This window comes from Telluria sp. LT1R51-2 (assembly GCF_059685775.1).
Genome location: NZ_JCASIM010000002.1, coordinates 356,522 through 377,398, shown reverse-complemented (window position 1 = coordinate 377,398; position 20,877 = coordinate 356,522). Strand labels below are relative to the sequence as shown.

Annotated in this window: 15 protein-coding genes; 10 read left to right on the top strand and 5 right to left on the bottom strand. The window is 64.5% G+C overall.

Annotated elements, in window-relative coordinates; all coding sequences use genetic code 11:
* Position 1 precedes the first annotated feature (1 nt).
* The 3 genes from AC56LH_RS19900 to AC56LH_RS19890 form a co-directional block, all read right to left on the bottom strand.
* Positions 2–2,347 carry a GH92 family glycosyl hydrolase gene (locus AC56LH_RS19900; protein WP_499649035.1) on the bottom strand — a complete coding sequence of 782 codons (2,346 nt, stop codon included), beginning with the start codon at positions 2,345–2,347 and terminating at the stop codon, positions 2–4.
* Between the two features lie 200 nt (positions 2,348–2,547).
* Complete coding sequence (locus tag AC56LH_RS19895; protein WP_499649033.1) at positions 2,548–2,952, bottom strand: RidA family protein; 405 nt, start codon at positions 2,950–2,952, stop codon at positions 2,548–2,550.
* 94 nt (positions 2,953–3,046) lie between these two features.
* Positions 3,047–3,952: a LysR family transcriptional regulator gene (locus tag AC56LH_RS19890; protein WP_499649031.1), complete on the bottom strand. Its 906-nt coding sequence runs from the start codon at positions 3,950–3,952 to the stop codon at positions 3,047–3,049.
* Positions 3,953–4,213: 261 nt separating this feature from the next.
* Here AC56LH_RS19890 and AC56LH_RS19885 point away from each other — a divergent pair, with 261 nt between their 5' ends.
* The 3 genes from AC56LH_RS19885 (at position 4,214) to AC56LH_RS19875 (ending at position 9,412) form a co-directional block, all read left to right on the top strand.
* On the top strand, positions 4,214–5,824 hold the full coding sequence (locus tag AC56LH_RS19885) for a CehA/McbA family metallohydrolase (RefSeq protein WP_499649029.1): 1,611 nt from the start codon (positions 4,214–4,216) through the stop codon (positions 5,822–5,824).
* 103 nt (positions 5,825–5,927) lie between these two features.
* Positions 5,928–7,784 (top strand): M1 family metallopeptidase, encoded by a 1,857-nt coding sequence (locus tag AC56LH_RS19880; protein WP_499649027.1) that lies wholly within the window; start codon positions 5,928–5,930, stop codon positions 7,782–7,784.
* Complete coding sequence (locus tag AC56LH_RS19875) at positions 7,781–9,412, top strand: serine hydrolase (protein ID WP_499649025.1); 1,632 nt, start codon at positions 7,781–7,783, stop codon at positions 9,410–9,412. The genes AC56LH_RS19880 and AC56LH_RS19875 overlap by 4 nt, the downstream gene beginning before the upstream one ends.
* A 54-nt stretch (positions 9,413–9,466) precedes the next feature.
* Here the strand turns inward: AC56LH_RS19875 and AC56LH_RS19870 are convergent, their stop codons facing one another.
* Both AC56LH_RS19870 and AC56LH_RS19865 read right to left on the bottom strand, forming a co-directional pair.
* Positions 9,467–11,047, bottom strand: a complete 1,581-nt coding sequence (locus AC56LH_RS19870) for a S1C family serine protease (RefSeq protein ID WP_499649023.1) — start codon at positions 11,045–11,047, stop codon at positions 9,467–9,469.
* A gap of 106 nt (positions 11,048–11,153) precedes the next feature.
* The gene (locus tag AC56LH_RS19865; RefSeq protein ID WP_499649021.1) at positions 11,154–11,939 is read right to left on the bottom strand and encodes a class I SAM-dependent methyltransferase; all 786 of its coding nucleotides are present in this window, start codon (positions 11,937–11,939) and stop codon (positions 11,154–11,156) included.
* Between the two features lie 351 nt (positions 11,940–12,290).
* Between AC56LH_RS19865 and AC56LH_RS19860 the strand changes: the two genes are divergently transcribed.
* The 7 genes from AC56LH_RS19860 (at position 12,291) to AC56LH_RS19830 (ending at position 20,874) form a co-directional block, all read left to right on the top strand.
* Entirely contained in the window at positions 12,291–13,925 is a 1,635-nt protein-coding gene (locus tag AC56LH_RS19860; protein WP_183554370.1) for a TldD/PmbA family protein, read from the top strand.
* Between the two features lie 12 nt (positions 13,926–13,937).
* Positions 13,938–15,272: a TldD/PmbA family protein gene (locus tag AC56LH_RS19855; RefSeq protein ID WP_499649019.1), complete on the top strand. Its 1,335-nt coding sequence runs from the start codon at positions 13,938–13,940 to the stop codon at positions 15,270–15,272.
* A gap of 70 nt (positions 15,273–15,342) precedes the next feature.
* Complete coding sequence (locus tag AC56LH_RS19850) at positions 15,343–16,980, top strand: TldD/PmbA family protein (protein WP_499649017.1); 1,638 nt, start codon at positions 15,343–15,345, stop codon at positions 16,978–16,980.
* 10 nt (positions 16,981–16,990) lie between these two features.
* Positions 16,991–18,328, top strand: coding sequence for a TldD/PmbA family protein (locus AC56LH_RS19845; protein WP_499649015.1), 1,338 nt, complete (start codon positions 16,991–16,993; stop codon positions 18,326–18,328).
* A 15-nt stretch (positions 18,329–18,343) separates the two neighbouring features.
* Entirely contained in the window at positions 18,344–18,967 is a 624-nt protein-coding gene (locus AC56LH_RS19840; protein ID WP_183554362.1) for a DUF4159 domain-containing protein, read from the top strand.
* Positions 18,968–18,970: 3 nt separating this feature from the next.
* Positions 18,971–19,975, top strand: coding sequence for an AAA family ATPase (locus AC56LH_RS19835; protein ID WP_499649013.1), 1,005 nt, complete (start codon positions 18,971–18,973; stop codon positions 19,973–19,975).
* A gap of 14 nt (positions 19,976–19,989) precedes the next feature.
* Complete coding sequence (locus AC56LH_RS19830) at positions 19,990–20,874, top strand: DUF58 domain-containing protein (RefSeq protein WP_499571538.1); 885 nt, start codon at positions 19,990–19,992, stop codon at positions 20,872–20,874.
* The last annotated feature ends 3 nt before the right edge of the window (positions 20,875–20,877 follow it).

The following is a 20,877-nucleotide window of genomic DNA, read 5'->3' as shown; positions in this document are numbered from 1 at the left end:
GTCAGTATGCGGTCTGCGTGTACGGGCGCGCGTCTTTCGCCGTGCCCCAGTCCTTGTTCGGCGTGGCCTGCATCGTGAATATCAGCTCGCCGCCGGCCGTGATGTCCTGATGGCGCAGGAAGGTGCGCGCGAGCGGTTTGCCGTTCAGGGTCACTCGGCCGACGTAGCCATTGGTGGCCGACAGATTCTCGGCGCGTACGGTGAAGCGCTTCCCGTTGGGCAGGTTCAGCGTCGCCTTGTCGAGGAACGGGCGGCCGATCACGTACTCGTTGCTTCCCGGGGCGACCGGATAGAAGCCCAGCGCGGTGAACGCGAACCAGGCCGACATCTGGCCCAGATCGTCGTTGCCCGACAGGCCATCGGGCTTGTCGCTGTACTGCGTGGCCATGATGTTGGCCAGGCGTTCCTGCGTACGCCACGGCGCGCCGGCGTAGTTGTACAGGTACGCCACGTGGTGCGACGGCTCGTTGCCGTGGGCGTAGTGACCGATCAGGCCCGAGATGTCTTCCATGTGCGCGTACAGGTTCTCGTCGACCTTGGCATCGAAGACTTCGTCCATTTTGGCCACGAGCTGTGCGTCGCCGCCCAGGAAGCCGATCAGGCCCGCGTTATCGTGTGGCATGTACCACGAATACTGCCATGCGCTGCCCTCGGTGTAATCGCTGCCGAAGTTCGACTGCGCCGGATCGAACGGGGTGCGGAATTCACCGCTGGATTTGCGGGCGCGGATGAAGCCCGTGTCCTTGTCGAACACGTTGCGGTAATTCTGGGCGCGCCGGTAGTAGCGCGCCGCGACGTCCTTCTTGCCCATCTTCTCGGCCATGCGCGCGATGGTCCAGTCGTCGTACGCGTATTCGACAGTCTTGGAGGCCGCTTCCTTTTCCAGGTCGATCGGCACGTAGCCCAGCTTCATGTAGTGTTCGAGCCCACCGTACGGACCGTATTCGGCGCTGGCGGTCATCGCGGCCAGGGCCTTGTCGGCGTCGAAGCCGCGGATGCCCTTCATGTAGGCGTCGGCGATCACGGGCACCGCGTGGTAGCCGATCATGGTCCAGGTTTCCAGGCCGTGGAACTGCCACACCGGCAGCACGCCGTAGGGGCTGTGCTGCTGCGAGGCGATCAGCGAGTTGACGAAGTCGGCGTTGCGCTGTTCGGGCGCGACGAGCGTGAGCAGCGGGTGCAGCGCGCGGTAGGTATCCCACAGCGAGAACGTCGAGTGGAAGCGGAAGTCCCTGGCCTTGTGCACCGCGTTGTCCGGGCCGCGGTAGCTGCCGTCGAGGTCCATGAACAGCGACGGCGCCAGCATCGTGTGGTACAGCGCCGTGTAGAACTGCGTGCGCATCGGCGCCGGCGCGTCGACCTTGACGGCGCCCAGCGCCTCGTCCCAGGCCTTGCCGGCGCGGCGGCGTTCGGCGTCGAAATCCCAGCCCGGCATCTCGGCCAGGTTGGCAATCGCATTGTCTTCGCTGACGGGCGAGAGCGCGACCTTCACCAGCAGGGTGCCGTCGTTCGGCACGCCGAAACTGAAGTCGCCCATCAGCGCCTTGCCTTCGACCAGTGCGCGGTCGCCCGGCGTCTTGCCCGGCTGGGCAAAGCCCTTGTACTCGACCGCTTCTTCGCGATTGAGCAGCTGGCGCGTGTCGATCGGGCGCGAGAACCGAATCGCGAAGTACAGCTGACGGCCCGGCGCCCAGCCGCGCGTTTCGCGCATGCCGGTGACGGTGCTGGCGTCGCGCATGCGCAGGCGCGACCACAGGTTCTTGCCGTCGTGGTTGTAGATGCTGGTGCGCAGGTCGAGCAGCACCTTGGCCGGCTCGCCGGCCTTGAACTTGTAGCGGTGCAGGCCGACACGCTCGCTCGCGGTCAGTTCGACATCGACGTTGTGGTCTTTCAGGCGCACGGCGTAGTAGCCTGGTTCGGCCTGTTCCTGATCGTGCGAGAAGCGCGAGCGGTAGCCCGAGAATGGTCGCTCGGGGTAGCCCGGCTCCAGTTTGGTTTCGCCGCTGTACGGCATCAGGAGCACGTCGCCCAGGTCCGAGTGGCCGCTACCCGAGAAGTGCGTGTGCGAGAAGCCGAGGATCGAGCCGTCGTCGTGGTTGTAGCCGGCGGCCCACGGATAACTCTGACGGAAATGGCGGTGCTGGGTATCGGGGCTGAGCTGCACCATCCCGAACGGGCGGCTCGCGCCAGGGAAGGTGTGGCCGTCGCCGCCGGTGCCGATGAAGACGTTCACCGCCGCCGCCGGGGAGCCCGGTTCGGCCGCCTGCAAAGGCGCCGCACTAAACAACAGGATCGCAATCGCCGCGAAAGGACGGGAAAGGGATTGGGGCTTGAAACGAGCTGTCATTGGTGTCTCCACACGTGGCGGGAGCGCATAGCCCGTCGCCTGTTCTTCATACGCTGCGCCAGCGGCAATCGGGCACGCGGACGTTGTCATCAACGCGCGTGCTCGAGCCTAGGTGCATTTATAGGTGGAGTCAGGTTTCCCGGCAATCATTACCGGATTTTACTCGGCTGTTTAGCCAGTTTACTAAACACCTTGATGGGTCAGCGCCGAACGATCTTCGCGACGGCCCCGATTTCAACCAGCGTAGCGGGTGATGCGAGCGAAGCGACACCGATGCCGGTCAAAGCAGGGCGGGGCAAGCCCAGGTGCTGCACGAGGATCGGCGCCACGGTGTCGAGGTGCTCGCCAATTTCGCCGCGCACGTAGACGCGCAGTTGCAGGATCTGTTCGACCGACGAACCGGCAGCGTCCAGCACCGTGAGCAGGTTGCGCGCTGCGCCTTCGGTCTGCGCGGCCAGCGTGGTGTGCCTGACCTGGTAGTCGCGGTCCCAGTCGACCTGGCCGGAGACGAACACCAGGCCGGTGTCGTGGTCGATCGTGGCGTGCGACAGGCCGTGCGGCGCGCCGTCGTACAGGGCAGGTGGGTTGATGCGTTCGATGGTCATGGGGCGCTCCTGTGCAGGTGAAGGTAATCGGCCAGCATAGACAGGCCCGCCCCGCGCGGCAATCGGGCGCCGCTTGTAGCCGATACAAGCGGGGCTAAGCCGGGGCTTGGGCCGCTGCCGCCAGCCGCGCCCTGACCCGCTCCAGCATCCACATCATGAATGGATCGTTCTGCGCAGTCGGGTGAAACGCCGCGACCACGCCATAACCGGGTGGATACTTGGGCAGCATGATCTCGTGGATGCCGTCGCATGGCAGCAGGCGCGCCGGCATGAAGGCCACCATTGCCGATCCCTTCAGGTACTCGAGCGCCATGAAGAATGACGGCGCCGACGCCACCACGCGCCGCTGCAGACCCTGGCGCGCGAACCAGCCGTCAGCCGATCCCGTGAAACCGGGCGCGCCGGGATTGGTGACGATGAAGTCGTGCGTCACCAGGGCGGCCAGTGACATCGTTCCCGCACCGGCCAGCGCGCGGTCGCCCGTCACGCAGCGGTACTGCTCGAGAAACAGCGGCATCGACACCAGGCCCGGGGCGGCGATGCCCTCGGCCGTGAAGATCACGTCGATCTCGCCCTGATGCAGCTTGCGCGTCAGGGCGCTTACTTCGAGGTCGACCACCGCGATCTTCACCTTCGGCGCCGCGCGGCGCAGGTCGCGCACCAGGTCGGCCACGATCACCTTCTGCGTGTAGTCGGTGCCGGAGACCACCAGCGTGCGCTCGACGTCTTCCGGCCGCACCGCCGACGGCAGCGGAATCGCATGCAGGCTCGCCAGCACCTGCGCGATATGCGGCGCGATCAGCCTGGCGTACGGCGTGGCCGCCATGCCCTGGCCGGTACGCACGAACAGCGGGTCGCCCAGGATGGTGCGGATTTTCTTCAGTTGCAGGCTGACCGCCTGCTGCGACACGTCCAGGTGTTCGGCCGCCGCCGAGATAGTGGCAAAGCGCGCGAGCGCATCGAGCGTGCGCAGATGGGAGATATCGAGTTTGTCGACCATGCGGCAATATAACCAAAAGCCGGGGTCAGGTCTGACATTTGGACACGATCTCGACAGTTGGATAGCCGGAACCAGCTGGCACCGGGCCATTCAATACCAGGCAATACAACATTAGAAGTGGTTAAGGCTGAGGTCGTGTCTGAATGTCAGACCTGACCCCGGCTGTGCGACTTTGAAACTTATCAATGAACATGATCAGGATGACAACCGTAGCACGCATGGCGCAAGGCGACAGGGTAGGGAAGTTGCAAGCTTGGCATCATGAAAACCGCTTATCTGCCCATTTTTGCCATGTTGTTGTGCTGCAGCTCGGCCAGCGCCGGTCCAACCGAACACCAGGAATTCGACGCCACGCTGCATGCGCCATTCCAGCCTGGCGCGCTGGCCGCACGCACGTTCACGTTGACCTTTGCGTATCCTGGCCTGGCGCAGCCGGCCAACGTCCACTGGCGCGTCGAGCTGCGCGCACCGGGCGGGCGCACCGTGCTGCAGTGGCGCGGCCAGGTGACGCTGACCGGTGACGAGATCACGGTGGCGGTGCCCTGGTCGGGCCGCTTGGGCAAGCGGCCGGCGCCGGACGGTATCTACCGCGTGCACCTGCACGCGCTGGTGCAGCACGAGGATGCGATCGACCAGGAATGGGAGATCGCGGTCGGCATGCCGACCGCACTGACCACGCCCGCCTTTGCACCGCTGCCCGGCGCCTTCATGCCGGGGGCAGCGCCGGCCCCTGGCGCGCTGCCCTACACCGTCTGGCTGGGCAACCTGCACAGCCAGACCAATCACAGCGACGGCGGCGCCGACGTCGCCAACTGCCGCAGCGCGCAGCGGCCGCAGGCAGGGCGGTATGGTCCGGCCGACGCTTTTGCCTATGCCAGTGGACGCGGCCTGGACATCCTCGTCGCGTCAGAACATAACCATATGTTTGACGGCTCGGCAGGCAGCGCGCCCGACGCCGACCCAGTCGCAGCCCGTGCCCTGTACCACGCTGGCCTGGCCGCCGCTGATACGTTCTCGCTGCAGCATCCGGGCTTTCTGGCGCTGTATGGCCTCGAATGGGGCGTCATCGAGAAGGGCGGCCATATCAACATCTTCAACAGCGACGAGTTGCTGGGCTGGGAGACGAACGCCAACGGTGCGCCCTTCGCCGACACGGCCACGCCGCGCAGCGATTACGCGGCGCTGTACACGCTGATGCGCCAGCGCGGCTGGGTGGGCCAGTTCAACCATCCGGCGTCATCGGGCCAGTTCCAGGTGGGGGGCGTGCCGCTTGCCTATACCGACGATGGGGCTGCGGTGATGGTGCTGTGCGAAGCGATGAACACCAGCGCGTTCTCGAACAACGTGACCGAGACCGAAACCCGCCGCAGCAATTTCGAAGGCGCCTGCAACCGCTTGCTCGAAGCGGGCTACCGGCTGGCCTTCAGCACCAACCAGGACAACCACTGCGCCAACTGGGGCGCGTCGTACATCAACCGTACCGGGGTGCTGCTGCCCACGGGCGTGGCGCTGAACCGCGCCAGTCTGGTCGACGCGCTCAGGGCGCGCCGCGTGTTCGCCACGATGGACAAGGCGTCCCAGCTGGTGTTGACCGCCAACGGCCACGTGATGGGCGAGCAGTTCACCAACCGAGGTCCGCTCACCCTGACGGTGAACTTTGCCAGCCTCGCTGACCGGCAGGTCGCGGCAGTGGCGATCATGGAGGGCGTCCCGGGCCGCAACGGCGAGGTCACGCGCCTGTCGCAGCAGGCCGGGATCACGTTCACGCCGGCGCCGGGCGCGCACTTCTATTATGCGAAGGTCACGCAGGACGACGGCAACGTGCTGTGGTCCGCGCCGGTGTGGGTCATGCAGGCAGAATTGGCGTATTGACAGCGGCTCGCCGCGTTTCAGCAGGCGCTTTCGCCGGTCTGACGCCCATGCTATTCTGCTTCCGCCTTCAGCCCGGCCGGGCTGTCATTATTCGCGAGATACCATGAACAAAAGCACCCTGCTGCGCGCCACCACCGCAGCCTTCCTGGGCGCGTGGAGCGCTTACGCGTTCGCGCTCGATCCCCTCAGCTACGCCAAATACGACCAGGTCAAGACCACGGCCCTGCACCTGGACCTGAAGGCCGACTTCGCAAAGAAAAGCCTGGGCGGCTACGCCGAGCTGACGCTGAACTGGATCGACAAGAAAGCGACCACGCTCGACCTGGACACGCGCGAGCTGACGATCTCGAAGATCGAAGCGCAGGACGCGAAGGGCACCTGGCGCAAGGCTGACTACACGCTCGGCAAGTTCGATGAAGAGAAGGGCCAGCCGCTGCAGATCAAGCTGCCGGCGCGGCAGACGAAGGTGCGCATCCATTACCGCACCGCGCCAACGGCCACCGCCCTGCAATGGCTGCAGCCGGTGCAGACCATGTCGGGCAAGTACCCGTTCATGTTCAGCCAGTCGCAGGCGATCAATGCCCGCTCGTGGGTGCCGATCCAGGACACGCCGGCCGTGCGCTTTACCTACACCGCGCGCATCGAGGCGCCGGAAGGCCTGCGCGTGGTGATGAGCGCCGATAACGACATGAAGGCAACCGGCAAGGGCGGCTGGAAGTTCACGATGCCGCAGCCGATTCCATCGTACCTGCTGGCGATCGGCATCGGCGAGCTGGAAGCGCGCACGCTGGGCGGGCGCACCGGCGTGTACGCCGAGCCGCAGCGCATCAAGGCGGCCGAGTACGAACTGGCCGACACCGAGAAGATGGTCGCTGCGGCCGAGAAGCTGTACGGGCCATATCGCTGGGGGCGTTACGACATGCTGGTGCTGCCGCCATCGTTCCCGATCGGCGGCATGGAAAACCCGCGCCTGACCTTTTTGACCCCAACCATGATCGCGGGCGACCGCAGCCTGGTCGATCTGGTCGCGCACGAACTGGCGCACAGCTGGTCGGGCAACCTGGTGACCAACGCAACCTGGAAGCACTGGTGGCTCAACGAAGGTTTCACCACCTACGTCACCACCCGCATTCTGGAAGAAATCTACGGCAAGGAAGTCGCGCTGATGAACCTGCAGCTCGAGCAGGAAGAAGCGCTCGAGATGCTCAAGGAGCTGCCGCCAGCAAAGCAGGCGCTGGTTTCGCGCCAGGCTGACACCAACGCTGCCGATTACCCGGACACCTCGCTGGCCTATCCGAAGGGTGCCTGGTTCCTGCACACGCTCGAGCAGCGCGCCGGCCGCGCCGCGTTCGATCAATTCCTGCGCGGCTGGTTCGACCAGCACGCGTTCCAGAGCGTGACCAACGAGCAGTTCATCGCCTACCTGCGCGCGCAGCTGCTGGCGAAGAACCCCAAGATCATGAGCGACGCGGAACTCGACGAGTGGATCCACGGCCCTGGCATCCCGGCCAGCGGGCAGCGCGCCGTGTCACAGCGCCTGGCCAAGCTGAATGCCGCGATCGACGGCTGGACGAAGGGCACGGTATCGACCGCGCAGTTGAACGCCAAGGACTGGAACGCCGTCGAGTGGATGAAGTTTTTGAACGATATCGACAAGAAGGCCGACGCCGCCAAACTGGCGGAACTCGACCGCGCCTATGGCCTGGCCAAGTCGACCAACAACGAAGTGGCGTTTCGCTTCTACCGCGCGGCGGTGCACGCCGGCTACCGTGACGTGCGCCCGGACATGGAAGCATTCCTGATGAGCGTGGGCCGCCAGAAGTTCGTGGTGCCGCTGTACGCCGCACTGCGCGAAAAGGCCGAGGACCGCACCTGGGCCGAGGGCGTCTACAAGAAGGCGCGCGAGCGCTACCACCCCGAGACGCAATCGAGCGTCGACAAAGCGATGGGCAAGCCATGATGACGCGTTCTTCCAGCGGACTGTTGAAACACATCGCCGGCGCGGTGCTGGTCGCGTTCTGCGGCGCCGGCCTGGCCGTCGCGCAAACGGCGGCAGCGCCAGTCACCACGGCAGCAGTCCCCGCCTACAACCTGGACGCCGACGTCCAGCGCGTGTTGAAGACCTTCGACGTGCCGGGCATCGCCATTGCGGTGGTCAAGGACGGCAAGGTCGTCGTCACGCAGGGCTTCGGTGTGCGCAAGCTGGGCGACCCGACGCCGGTCGACGGCAAGACGCTGTTCGAGATCGCGTCGAACTCCAAGGCCTTTACTGCCGCCGGCCTGGCGATGCTGGTCGACCAGGGCAAGTTGAACTGGGACGACCCGGTCATCAAGCACCTGCCCGACTTTCGCATGTACGACAGCTACGTGACGGCCGAGATGACGGTGCGTGACCTGCTCACGCACCGCAGCGGCCTGGGTCTGGGCGCCGGTGACCTGATGTGGTGGCCGACCACCACCTTCACCAGCGACGAAATCATCCACAACCTTCGCTACATCAAGCCGGCGACGAGCTTTCGCAGCAGCTACGCCTACGACAACCTGCTCTACATCGTGGCCGGCAAGATCATCGCGCAAAAGTCCGGCAAGGACTGGGGCACGACGATGCGCGAATGGATCCTCGATCCGGTCGGCATGACCGCCACCACCACCAGCCTGGCCGCGCACACGGCCGGTATGAACGTCTCGGCGCCGCACAGCAAGATCAATGGCAAGGCGGCGGTCGTCAAGCCGATGCCGGTGGCGAATGCCGTCGGCGCGGTGGGCATCAACACCAATGCCGAAGACATCGCGCGCTGGATGAACGTGCTGCTCGATAACGGCCGCCTGCCGACGGGGGCGGGCGGCAAGGAAGCACGCCTGTGGTCCGACAAGCAGGCCCGCGAGATGTGGACGGCGCAAACGCCGATGGCGGTCAGCCAGCCCAAGCCGTCGCTGGCGGCGACCAGGCCCAACTTCATGGCTTATGGCCTGGGCTTCCAGCTGCGCGACTACCAGGGCAAGCTGGTGGCGATGCACGGCGGCGCGCTGCAGGGCTTTTATTCGCGCGTGCTGCTGGTGCCCGAAGCAAAGCTCGGCATCGCGATTTTCACCAACGCCGAAAGCGGGCCGTCGCTCAATGCGCTGCAATACCGCCTGCTCGACGGCTACCTGGGCGTTGCGCCGACCGACTGGATCGGCCGCATCGCCGACATCGCGAACGAGGCCAGCGCCAAGGAAGCGGCCCGCGTGAAAGGTGAAAGCACCAGCCGTGCGAAAGCGTCGAAACCGTCGCTGGCGCTGGCCGGCTACGAGGGCGAGTACGAAGACGCCTGGTACGGCAAGGCGACAATCAAACGCGCCGGCAGCAAGCTGGTGATGTCGTTCGCGCGCACGCCGGATCTGACGGGCGAGATGGAACACTTCCAGCACGACACCTTCATCGTGCGCTGGAAGGAGCGCAACTTCAACGCGGATGCGTATGCGACGTTCTCGCTGGAGCCTGACGGCACGATCGAGCGGCTGCGCATGAAGCCCGTATCGACCGAGACGGATTTCAGCTATGACTTCCAGGATCTGCTGTTTACGCCCGTGAAGAAAGCGAAGTAAACGGACGACGCCCGCATGCAGGTGCGGGCGTCGTCATGGTGGCGGCAGCGCGGGCTAGCGCTTCTGCCACACCTTCATCATGTCGTCCGAACCCTGCGAGCGCACCCCGTTGTCCGACAGGATTTCTTCGGTCGCATCGAGCGTCGCCTGCCGTGGCAGGATCATCGTCTCGCCATAGCGCTGATCGAACTTCAGCACCACCTGCTCGTCTTTCAGGTCGCGCAGCAGTGTCACCAGATGCGCCAGGCTGCGTACCGGCTTGCCATTGACCGATTCCACGACCGAGCCGAAGCGGTTGCTGTAGCCGCTCACCAGTTTGTGCGGGAAGAACGGCGCGCTGATCACGACCAGTTCTTCGCGCTCGGGTGTCGGTGAATCGCCGCGCTGCGTCACGAGCGGGCTGGCGTTGAACGCATACGCATTCATCCCCGGCGCGCTGCCGCTGACAAAGGCCATGAATTCGCTGGTGGCGCGCGAGAACGCCACCGGGCCGTAGATGAAGTACGACGGATAGCCGCCATCCAGGTCCGGGATCAGGAGCGGACGCGCCCCGGTGGCGGGCACCTCGACCTTCATCGGTTTGCCACCGCGGATGATGGTCATCGGCACCTTGCCGTTTTTCGCCACCTGCTGGATGCGGTACTGGAAGCGCACGCGCAGGCTCGAACCCAGCTTGACCATCGCCTGATTGTCGATCGCATGCTCGCCGATGTGGGTGATCACGTCCCACTCTTTCAGCGGCCAGGCGGCGTCGGTGCGGTACGGCCGGTGCACCACGGCGCCTTCGACCGATTTATCGAGCTTGAGGTACTGGCGCAGCGCCGGGCTTTCCAGCGTCTGCACGCTGTCGTGCAGCAGCGGCTTGCCGTCGTAGGTGCCGTCGGCCACGTCGCGCAGGAACAGTTCGATTTCTTCGTTGGGGATCACGTAGCCGATGCTCTGCGCATTGGTCACGTTGGCGAACGCCAGGCCGATCATGCGCTCGCCGGCAATCACCGGCCCGCCGCTGTTGCCCGGGTTGATCGGGGCGTCGATCTGGATGCGCAGGCCCGAGCTGAAGGCGCCGTAGTTGACGAATTCCACGCGCGAGATGATGCCGGTGGTGGTCGAGAGCGAATTGCCGCCGACCGGGTAGCCGTAGGCGAACACCTGCTGGCGCACGTCCGGCAGCACGGCGGCGCGCGGCACCGGCGGGCGCTTGTCAAAGAACGAGGGATCGTCGAGCTCCAGCACCGCCAGATCCAGACCACGCGCCAGCGCGATGACCTTCGCCGAGACCTTGTCGCCCGACTGGCTGGCCTGCACCTCGACCTGGCTGGCGTAGCCCACCACGTGGGCATTGGTCAGGATGCGCTTGCCCTCGATGATGACGCCGGAGCCCGTGATGGCCGCAGGGGCCGACTTGGTCCAGGGCTTGTACGGGTCGGGCCGGCGCACGTTGGCGAAAATCTTGACGACCGAGTTTTCAACGGCAGGCAGGGCGGGGGCGGGTGTGGTCGTGCGCGAGGCGGCAGGGACAGCGGGGGTGGGAACGGCGGTTGCGGCGGCCGGCTGGGCTTCTGGCGGCGTGGTTTCCTGGGCATGCAGCGCGCCGGAGACGGCCAGCGCGAGAACGGCGAATCGCAAAGTCTTCATGGTTTCCTTCGGTTGCGCGGGAGGGCTATCAACCGGAAGAATATACACGTGCGCCGCAAAAGAAAATACGGGGAAGGCCTCGGCCTTCCCACGTCATGCAGGCTGCTTACTTTTTGACGAACTTGAGCGTCATGCGATCGCTCTCGCCGATTTCCATGTACTTCTCGCGGTCCTTGTCCTTGTTGGCCAGCACCGGCGGCAGTGTCCACACGCCTTTTTCATGATCTGCCTTGTCCTTCGGATTGGCGTTCACTTCGGATTTGGCGGCCAGCTTGAAGCCGGCCAGGTCGGCCATGCGGATCACATACGCTTCGTGCATGTAGCCGCTCGATGCCTTCGCATCCTGCGTCATCTTGACCGGCAGGCGGTGCTCGACCACGCCCAGCACGCCGTTCGGTTTGAGGACCTTGTGGACTTCTTTGAGCGTTGTGACCACGGCCTCGTCGCCCGCGCCCAGCCAGTTGTGCAGGTTGCGGAAGGTGACAACCATGTCGGCGCTGTTCGGCGCGCCCAGCTCGAAGCGGGTCGGCGGCTCGAACACCACCGGCATCACCTTGTCGTAGACCTTGGCGTCGGCAGCCAGCTTGTCGCGATAGGCCTTGCCGCCGCGCGATTCAGGTGCACCGGCAGCGCCAATCAGCTTGCCGTTGTCGCGCAGGTAGGGCGCCAGGATCTCGGTGTACCAGCCGCCGCCCGGCGAGAGTTCGATGACCGTCATGGTCGGCTTGATGCCGAAGAAGGTCAAGGTTTCGTAAGGGTGGCGGAACGCGTCGCGGGCCTTGTTGGCGGCGGCGCGGTGCTCGCCGGCGATGGCGGATTTCAGGGCGTCGTCCGCGTGTGCGGCGCCGGCGATACCGGTTGCCAGCATTGCGGCCAGGATCAGTCGTTTCATCGTGCGAGGTCTCCATGATGGTTGACGACGGGCGGTGCGCCGTCGTCGCTGCGCTGATGATCCGGGAGGCACGGCGCACAGTCAAGCATTCGTCACATATGCATGTGTGGTGGGCGTTGGCGCCCGTATTGACTGGATGCAGGGAGAAAAGAAGCTGCGCCAGATACGTACAAATTTGTGCAATGAGGTGGCACAACATTTGCCTATTCAAAGTCTTAAGTTACTGCTAAGGTTGCGCGGTTTGTCACGTTTTCATCTGTCATAAAACCAAAGCATAAGAGCTGTAATTACAAGAGCGGCCCGAGCTGTTCGCGGAACCGCTGCCCGGACGAAGGTTATTCAGGAGATCTCATGGAACGCCGTACCTTTCTTAATCTCAGCAGCGGGGCAGCCGCTTCGATGCTGCTGCCTTTCGGACGCGCCATCGCTGCCGAAGAGCTCACCAGCAGCATGCCAGTGGCCGCCAAGAAGGCGCTGGCCGATGTCGCGCTCAACGCCGCCACCAAGGCCGGCGCCAGCTACGCCGACGTGCGCATCGGTCGCTACCTCAACCAGTTCATCACCACGCGCGAGCTGAACGTCGAAAACGTGGCCAACACCGAGTCGGCCGGCGTGGGCGTGCGCGTGATCGTGAATGGCGCCTACGGCTTTGCCGCGACGTCCGACATGTCGACCGATGGCATCGCGAATGCGGCGCGCCAGGCCGTGGCAATCGCCAAGGCGAACGCCAAGCTGCAGACCGAACCGGTGCGCCTCGCACCAGTCAAGGGCGTGGGCGACGTTTCATGGAGCACCCCGATCAAGAAAGACTGGCGCACCGTGCCGATCGCCGAGAAGACCGACATGCTGATCGCCGCGAACAAGGCCGGCATGGAAGGCGGCGCGAACTTCATGCAGTCGATGCTGTTCCAGGTGAACCAGCAAAAGTATTTTGCCTCGACCGATGGCTCGTACATTGACCAGGACGTGCATCGCCTGTGGGCGCCGTTCTCGGCCACCGCGGTCGACAAGGCCAGCGGCAAGTTCCGCTCGCGCGCGGGCCTGAGCTCCCCGGTGGGCAAGGGGTACGAGTACTTCGACGCGCGGCCCGAGCACAAGATCAAGGCCGCGGGCGGCATCGCCACGCTGTACACCGAATCGTATGACATCATCGAAGACGCCCGCGCCGCCGGCCGCGACGCCAAGCGCAAGCTGACCGCCAAGTCGGTCCAGCCGGGCAAGTATGACCTGATGCTGGCGCCCGAACACCTGTGGCTGACGATCCACGAGAACGTCGGCCACCCGACGGAGCTCGATCGCGTACTGGGCTTCGAAGCCAACTACGCCGGCACCAGCTTCGCCACGCTCGAGAAGCTGCAATCGAAGACCTTCAAGTACGGCTCGCCGATCGTCAACATCTTCGCCGACAAGACCACGCCAGGCTCGCTGGGCGCCATCGGTTTCGACGACGAGGGCGTGAAATCCAAGCGCTGGGACATCATCAAGGACGGCATCCTGGTCAACTTCCAGGCCACGCGCGACCAGGCCCACATCATCGGCGAAAAAGAATCGCATGGCTGCTCGTATGCGGACGGCTGGAACACGGTCCAGTTCCAGCGCATGCCCAACGTCTCGCTCGCACCGGGCAAGACCAAGCTGACGCCGGACGAAATGGTCAAGGGGATCAAGAAGGGCATCTACATCGTCGGCGACGGGTCGTTCTCGATCGACCAGCAGCGCTACAACTCGCAGTTTGGCGGCCAGCTGTTCTACGAAATCAAGGACGGCAAGATCGGCCAGATGCTGGAAGACGTGGCGTACCAGTCGAACACCCAGGAATTCTGGGGCGCCTGCAGCGCCATCTGCGATGAACGCGACTGGCGCATGGGCGGCTCGTTCTTCGACGGCAAAGGACAGCCGCCGCAGATCAGCATCGTCTCGCATGGTTCGTCGACCACGCGCTTTAACGGCATCAATGTGATCAACACCGCTCGCAAGATCGGCTAAGCAGGGGCGCACATGAGTATCTTGACCCAGGAACAAACCAAACGCATCACCGACCGCGTGCTCTCGCTGAGCAAAGCCGATGAATGCATCGTCAACATCGAGGGCAACCGCATCGGCAATATCCGCTTTGCGCGCAACGCCGTCTCGACCGCCGGCCTGGCCGACGACGCCCGCATCCAGGTGCAGGTCGCCTTCGGCAAGAAGCAGGGCACCGCGACCATCAACGAATTCGACGACAAGTCGATCGAGCGCGCAGTGCGCCGCGCCGAGGACCTGGCGCGCCTGGCGCCGGACAACCCGGAATTCATCCCGGCCATCGCCAAGACCGCGTACAAGCCATCGGACACGTTCGTGCAGAAAACCGCCGACATCGATCCGGAATACCGCGCGCAGGCTGCGGCCTATGCAATCGAAGGCTGCCGCAAGCGCGGCCTGGTGTCGGCCGGCTTCTTCACCGACCGCACCAGCTTTGAAACGATCGCCAACTCGAATGGCCTGTTCGGCCACCAGGTGGCAACGTCGCTGGACTTCACGCTAACCGTGCGCACCGAAGACGGGCGCGGTTCTGGCTGGGTCAAGCGCTCGGCGCGCGACGTTGCCAAATTCGATCCGCGCGAAGCGGCCGAAATCGCGATCGAGAAAGCACTGCGCTCGGTCGACGCCAAGGCGCTGGAACCGGGCCGCTACACGGTCATCATGGAACCGGCCGCCACGTCCGACCTGCTCAGCTTCATGCTGGGTGGCTTCGATGCGCGCCGCGCCGACGAGGGCCGCAGCTTCCTGTCGAAAGCCGGTGGCAAGAACCGCCTGGGCGACAAGCTGTTCGACCAGCAGGTCAATATCTGGTCCGACCCGTGGGACAAGGATGTCGCGGTGCTGCCGTGGGACGACGACATGCTCCCGCGCGAGCGCGTGGCGCTGGTCAAGGACGGCAAGATCAATGCGCTGGACTACTCGCGCTTCTGGGCGCAGCAAAAGAACCAGCGCGCGGTGGGTGCGGCCGGCAACATCATCATGGCCGGCACCAACAAGACCACCGAAGAACTGATCGCGAACACCAAGAAGGGCGTGCTGGTCACGCGCACCTGGTATATCCGCATGGTCGATCCGCAATCGGTGCTGCTCACGGGCCTGACGCGCGACGGCACGTTCTACGTTGAAAACGGCAAGATCAAGCACCCGATCAAGAACTTCCGCTTCAACGAAAGCCCGGTGTCGATGCTGAACAATATCGAGGAAATCGGCAAGCCGGTGGTCATTGGCGCCGACGAAGCACGCTACTCGATGCTGATCCCGTCGATGAAGATCCGCGACTTCAACTTCACGTCGCTGTCGGACGCGGTTTAAGTCCTATCGCTGCAAGACCGTCATTCCCGTCAGCGCGGGAATGACGCGCAACCGCAAACGGATAACACACATGGAACGTCGACAATTCCTGCATATCGGCGCCGGCACCGCTGGCGCGCTGTTCATTCCGGTCTTTGGCAACGCGATCGCGGCCGAAGACCTGCTCAATCCAATGGCGGCAAGCGCCAAGAAAGCCCTGGCCGACACCGCGATGAACGCGGCGACGCAAGCCGGCGCGTCGTACTGCGACGTGCGCATCGGGCGCTACCTGAACCAGTTCGTCATCACGCGTGACCTGAACGTCGAGAGCATCAACAACACCGAATCGAGCGGCGTCGGCGTGCGCGTGATCGCCGGCGGCGCCTACGGCTTCGCCTCGACCAACGACATGACGACCGACGGCGTGGCCGGCGCCGCGCGCCAGGCCGTGGCGATTGCCAAGGCCAACGCCCGGCTGCAGACCGAGCCGGTGCGCCTGGCGCCCGTCAAGGGCGTCGGTGAAGTGGCATGGGCCACGCCGCTCAAGAAGGACTGGCGCACGATTCCGGTCAAGGAAAAGGCCGACATGCTGATCGCCGCGAACAAGGCTGGCCTGGATGCGGGCGCGAACTTCATGACCGCGTCGCTCTTCCAGATCAACCAGCAAAAGTATTTTGCCTCGACCGACGGCTCGTACATCGACCAGGACATCCACCGCCTGTGGGCGCCGATCAATGCCACCGCCGTCGACAAGAAGAGCGGCAAGTTCCGCTCGCGCGGCGGCCTGGGCGCCCCGGCCTCGATGGGCTATGAATACTTCGACGCGCGCCCCGAGAACAAGGTGCGCGCTGCCGGCGGCGTCACGAGCCTGTACAAGAATGCGTACGACATCATCGAAGACGCCCGCATGGCCGGCAAGCAGGCACGCGAAAAGCTGTCGGCCAAGTCGGTCGAACCGGGCAAGTACGACCTGGTGCTGAGCCCCGAGCACCTGTTCCTGACGATCCACGAAAACGTCGGCCACCCGACGGAACTGGACCGCGTGCTCGGCTACGAAGCCAACTACGCGGGCACCAGCTTCGCAGGCCTCGACAAGTGGGAAACCAAGAAATTCAAGTACGGTGCAGAGCGGGTCAATTTTGTGGCAGACCGCACCACGCCAGGCTCGCTGGGCCTGATCGGCTACGACGACGAAGGCGTCGCGGCCAAGAAGTGGGACATCATCCGCAACGGCGTGCTGGTGAACTACCAGGCCACGCGCGACCAGGCCCACATCATCGGCGAGAAGGAATCGCACGGCTGCTCGTATGCCGACAGCTGGAGCACGGTGCAATTCCAGCGCATGCCGAACGTGTCGCTCGAGCCGGGCAAGGGCCGGCTCACCCCGGATGAGATGGTGGCCGATGTCAAGAAGGGCATCTACATCCTGGGCCGCGGTTCGTACTCGATCGACCAGCAGCGCTACAACTTCCAGTTTGGCGGCACGCTGTATTACGAGATCAAGAACGGCAAGATCACGAACCCGCTGGAAGACGTGGCCTACCAGGCCAACACGCAGGAATTCTGGAATGCCTGCACGGCGATCTGCGACGAGCGCGATTGGCGCATGGGCGGGTCCTTCTTCGATGGCAAGGGCCAGCCAAGCCAGGTGAGCGCCGTGTCGCACGGGTCGAGCACGACGCGCTTCAACGGCATCAATGTCATCAACACCGCACGCAAGATCGGCTGAGGAAACCAAGATGAAAGCGCTCAATCAGGACCAAGCAAAACGCATCACCGACCGCGTGCTCGCCATGTCGAAAGCCGACGAGTGCACCGTGTCGATCGAAGGCAGCCGTGTGGGCAACGTGCGCTTCGCGCGCAACAGCGTCTCGACCGCCGGCCTGACCGAAGACATGCAGCTCGTCGTGCGCGTGGCCTTCGGCAAACGCAGCGGCACCGCGACCGTCAACGAATTCGACGACAAGTCGCTGGAAAAAGCCGTGCGCCGCGCCGAAGAACTGGCGCGCCTGTCGCCGGAAAATCCGGAGTTCATGCCGGCGATTTCCAAGCAGGCCTACCGCGCCACCAGCACCTTCGTGCCGGCCACCGCAGCGATCGACCCGGATTTCAGGGCGTCGGTCGCTGCCACCAGCATCGAGATGGCGCGCGCCAAGAAACTCGTCACGGCGGGCTTCTTCACCGACAGCACGCGCTTTTCGACGATCGCCAACTCGAACGGCGTGTTCGGCCACCAGGACTTCACCGATCTGTCGTTCAGCCTCACCGCGCGCACGGAAGACGGCCGCGGTTCGGGCTGGGTCACCCGCGCCGCCGTCGATGCAGCGCGCTTCGATGCGCGTGAAGCATCCGAAATCGCCATCGAAAAGGCGCTGCGTTCGGTCGACGTCCGCGCGCTCGAACCAGGCCGCTACACGGTGATCCTGGAGCCGGCGGCGACGTCGGAAATTCTGGGCAATATGTTCAGCGCGTTCTCGGCACGTTCGGCCGACGAAGGCCGCAGCTTCCTGGCCAAGAAGGGTGGGGGCAACCGCCTGGGCGACAAGCTGTTCGACAGCCAGGTCAATGTCTGGGCCGACCCGTGGGACAAGGACGTACCGGTTGCGCCATGGGACAACGAATCGCTGCTGCCGCGCGAGCGCACCCAGTTGATCAAGGATGGCCGCATCGCCTCGCTGGATTATTCGCGCTACTGGGCGCAAAAGACCGGCAAGCGCGCCACTGCGGAACACGGCAACATGATCATGGCGGGCGGCACCAAGTCGCTGGAAGAGCTGATCGAGGGGACCAAGAAGGGCATCGTCGTCACGCGCACCTGGTATATCCGCATGGTCGATCCGCAGTCGCTGCTGCTCACGGGCCTGACCCGCGACGGCACGTTCTACGTCGAAAATGGCAAGATCAAGTACCCGCTCAAGAACTTCCGCTTCAACGAGAGCCCGGTCACGATCCTGAATAACATCGATGAACTGGGCAAGCCGCAGATCATTGGTGGTGACGAGGTGCCGTTCCAGATGGTGCTGCCGCCGATGAAGGTGCGCGACTTCAACTTCACGTCGCTGTCTGACGCGGTCTGACGGTCGGGCGCAACCATGGCCAGTTTTGACTTCTACTTCACACGCCTGATGTACGAATCGGGCAACTGGGACGTGGATGTCCGCATGCCGAGCAACGTGCTCAACTCCCTCGTGGAGTACACCACGTTGCGGGTCGATACGACGGAACGCATGGTGGCCTTGTCCGACCCGAAGATGCTGCAGGCGCCGTTCTGCTACCTGGCCGGCCACAAGCTGGTGCAGTTTACGCCAGCGGAGCGGCGCAACTTCGAACAGTACGTGCGTGGCGGCGGTTTTGTCTTTGTGGACGACTGCAACCACGACATCGACGGCCTGTTTGCCAAGTCGTTCGAGGCCGAGATGGCCAAGATCTTCGGCCTGAACGCGCTGAAGAAAATCCCGAACAAGCACCCGTTGTACTCGTGCTTCTTCAAGTTCGAGGACGGCCCACCCACGACCGGCATGGAACTCAATGGCTGGGGCGACGATCTGGTGCATGAGTACCTGAAGGCGATCGAGATTGGCGGGCGCGTGCGCGTGCTGTACTCGAACAAGGACTATGGCTGCGAATGGGACTACGACTTTCGCAACAAGCGTTTTCTGGCGGTCGACAACACCCGCTTTGCAGTGAACATCATTCAATATGCGTTGGGAGCATGACCAGTGGCTGAGAGTAATCAGATAGCGTGGGACGAACAGGAAATCGCTGCACTGACGGCGAAAGTGGGCGAGCTCAAAGCCAGCATGGCGCGCGTGATCATCGGCCAGGAAGACGTCGTCAACCTGCTCGTCACGTGCCTGCTGGCCGGCGGCCACGCGCTGGTCGAGGGCGTGCCGGGGCTGGGCAAGACGCTGCTCGTGAAATCGCTGGCGCAGGCGACCGACATGCAGTTCCGGCGCGTGCAGTTCACGCCCGACCTGATGCCGTCGGATATCGTCGGCACCGAAATCCTCGAAGAAGACCAGGCCACGCGCCAGCGCGCGTTCCGCTTCCAGCCAGGCCCGGTATTCACGCAAGTGCTGCTGGCCGACGAGATCAACCGCGCGCCCCCAAAAACGCAGTCGGCGCTGCTCGAGGCGATGCAGGAGCGGTCGGTCACCTTCGCCGGCCAGACGCACAAGCTGCCACGGCCCTTCTTTGTTCTGGCCACGCAGAACCCGATCGAGCAGGCCGGCACCTATCCGCTGCCGGAAGCGCAACTGGACCGCTTTTTGTTGCGCATCGATGTCGTGTACCCGACCGAAGACGAAGAAGTGCTGATGGTCTCGCGCACGACGCACGCCGGCTTGCAGGACGCCGAGCCGGTGATGGATGTCGCCACGCTGCTGCGCCTGCAGCAGCTGGTACGCGACATCGAGATTGGTGACCATCTGGTGCGCTATGCCACGCGTCTGGTGCGCGCCACGCGCCCGAGCGAGACCACAGTCGATGCGGTCAAAAAGCACATCGGTTGGGGCGCCGGGCCGCGCGCTGGCCAGGCGCTGGTGCTGGCGTCGAAAGCACGTGCACTGATGCAGGGCAGACTGGCTGTGACCCGCGACGACATCGGCGCGATGCTGCTGCCGGTGCTGGCGCACCGCGTGCTGCGCAACTTCGAGGCCGAAGCCGACGGCATCGCCATCGCGGATGTGTTGCAGGCGCTGCAGCGCGAGATCAAGGTAGCGTAATTGGCGATCGCAGAATGTCGTCCGTGAACCCGGCGCTGATCGCGCACACGACCAGACTCGATCTCGTGATCCGCCACGTGCTGGCCGGGCTCGGGCACGGCATCCACGCGGGCCGCGAGCGCGGCGCTGGCGTCGAGTTTTCCGAGTACCGCTCGTACGTGCCGGGTGACGAGTGGCGCCGCGTCGACTGGAAACTGGCTGCGCGCGCCGACCGTTATTTTGTGCGTGAGGCAGAACGTGACAGCCACGTCGCTGTCTGGCTGATCCTCGACGCCAGTGCATCCATGGCCGAACCGAGCCGCAGCGTCGAGGGCATCGACAAACTGACCTGTGCGCGCACGCTGCTGGCCTGCGTGGCCGCCATTGCGCAGCGCCAGGGCGATGCGTTCGGTTTGGTAATCCTGAGCGACGGCAAGGTGACGTTCACGCCCGCCAACCGCGGCCCGCGCCATCTGCAGCGCGTGCTGGCGCAGCTACAGCGCGCCACGCCTGCCGGCCAGTTGCCGGACGCCGCGACGCTCAAGGCCAGCCTGCACTTTGCACTCTCGCCCAGCGCCATCTATGCGGCGAGCGACCTGCTCGACTGGCCATCGCCGCTGTCGCTGGCCTTGACCCGGCTGCGCCAGATGCGCCACGACGTACGCGTTCTGTGCCTGCAGACGCAGGCCGAAATCGACGCCAGCTTTCCAGACACGCAGGCGTACCGCGATCCCGAGCATGAAGAAGGGGTGTTCCGCTTTGGCGCCGACCTGAAGGAAGGCTACCGCCGCAACCGCATGGAACACTTCGACCGGGTAACGGCCCAGTGCCGCAGGAATGACATGCCGTTGACGCTGGCCGCCATCGAGCAGGCGCCGGGCGACGTGCTGCGGCGCTGGCTGCGCCGGCCATCGAGGTAATCG

What these genes read in the sequence shown, in the direction of transcription:
- AC56LH_RS19900 (WP_499649035.1), bottom strand. Translation starts at nt 2,347, where the DNA reads ATGACAGCTCGTTTCAAGCCCCAATCCCTTTCCCGTCCTTTCGCGGCG.
- AC56LH_RS19895 (WP_499649033.1), bottom strand. Translation starts at nt 2,952, where the DNA reads ATGACCATCGAACGCATCAACCCACCTGCCCTGTACGACGGCGCGCCG.
- AC56LH_RS19890 (WP_499649031.1), bottom strand. Translation starts at nt 3,952, where the DNA reads ATGGTCGACAAACTCGATATCTCCCATCTGCGCACGCTCGATGCGCTC.
- AC56LH_RS19885 (WP_499649029.1), top strand. Translation starts at nt 4,214, where the DNA reads ATGAAAACCGCTTATCTGCCCATTTTTGCCATGTTGTTGTGCTGCAGC.
- AC56LH_RS19880 (WP_499649027.1), top strand. Translation starts at nt 5,928, where the DNA reads ATGAACAAAAGCACCCTGCTGCGCGCCACCACCGCAGCCTTCCTGGGC.
- AC56LH_RS19875 (WP_499649025.1), top strand. Translation starts at nt 7,781, where the DNA reads ATGATGACGCGTTCTTCCAGCGGACTGTTGAAACACATCGCCGGCGCG.
- AC56LH_RS19870 (WP_499649023.1), bottom strand. Translation starts at nt 11,047, where the DNA reads ATGAAGACTTTGCGATTCGCCGTTCTCGCGCTGGCCGTCTCCGGCGCG.
- AC56LH_RS19865 (WP_499649021.1), bottom strand. Translation starts at nt 11,939, where the DNA reads ATGAAACGACTGATCCTGGCCGCAATGCTGGCAACCGGTATCGCCGGC.
- AC56LH_RS19860 (WP_183554370.1), top strand. Translation starts at nt 12,291, where the DNA reads ATGGAACGCCGTACCTTTCTTAATCTCAGCAGCGGGGCAGCCGCTTCG.
- AC56LH_RS19855 (WP_499649019.1), top strand. Translation starts at nt 13,938, where the DNA reads ATGAGTATCTTGACCCAGGAACAAACCAAACGCATCACCGACCGCGTG.
- AC56LH_RS19850 (WP_499649017.1), top strand. Translation starts at nt 15,343, where the DNA reads ATGGAACGTCGACAATTCCTGCATATCGGCGCCGGCACCGCTGGCGCG.
- AC56LH_RS19845 (WP_499649015.1), top strand. Translation starts at nt 16,991, where the DNA reads ATGAAAGCGCTCAATCAGGACCAAGCAAAACGCATCACCGACCGCGTG.
- AC56LH_RS19840 (WP_183554362.1), top strand. Translation starts at nt 18,344, where the DNA reads ATGGCCAGTTTTGACTTCTACTTCACACGCCTGATGTACGAATCGGGC.
- AC56LH_RS19830 (WP_499571538.1), top strand. Translation starts at nt 19,990, where the DNA reads ATGTCGTCCGTGAACCCGGCGCTGATCGCGCACACGACCAGACTCGAT.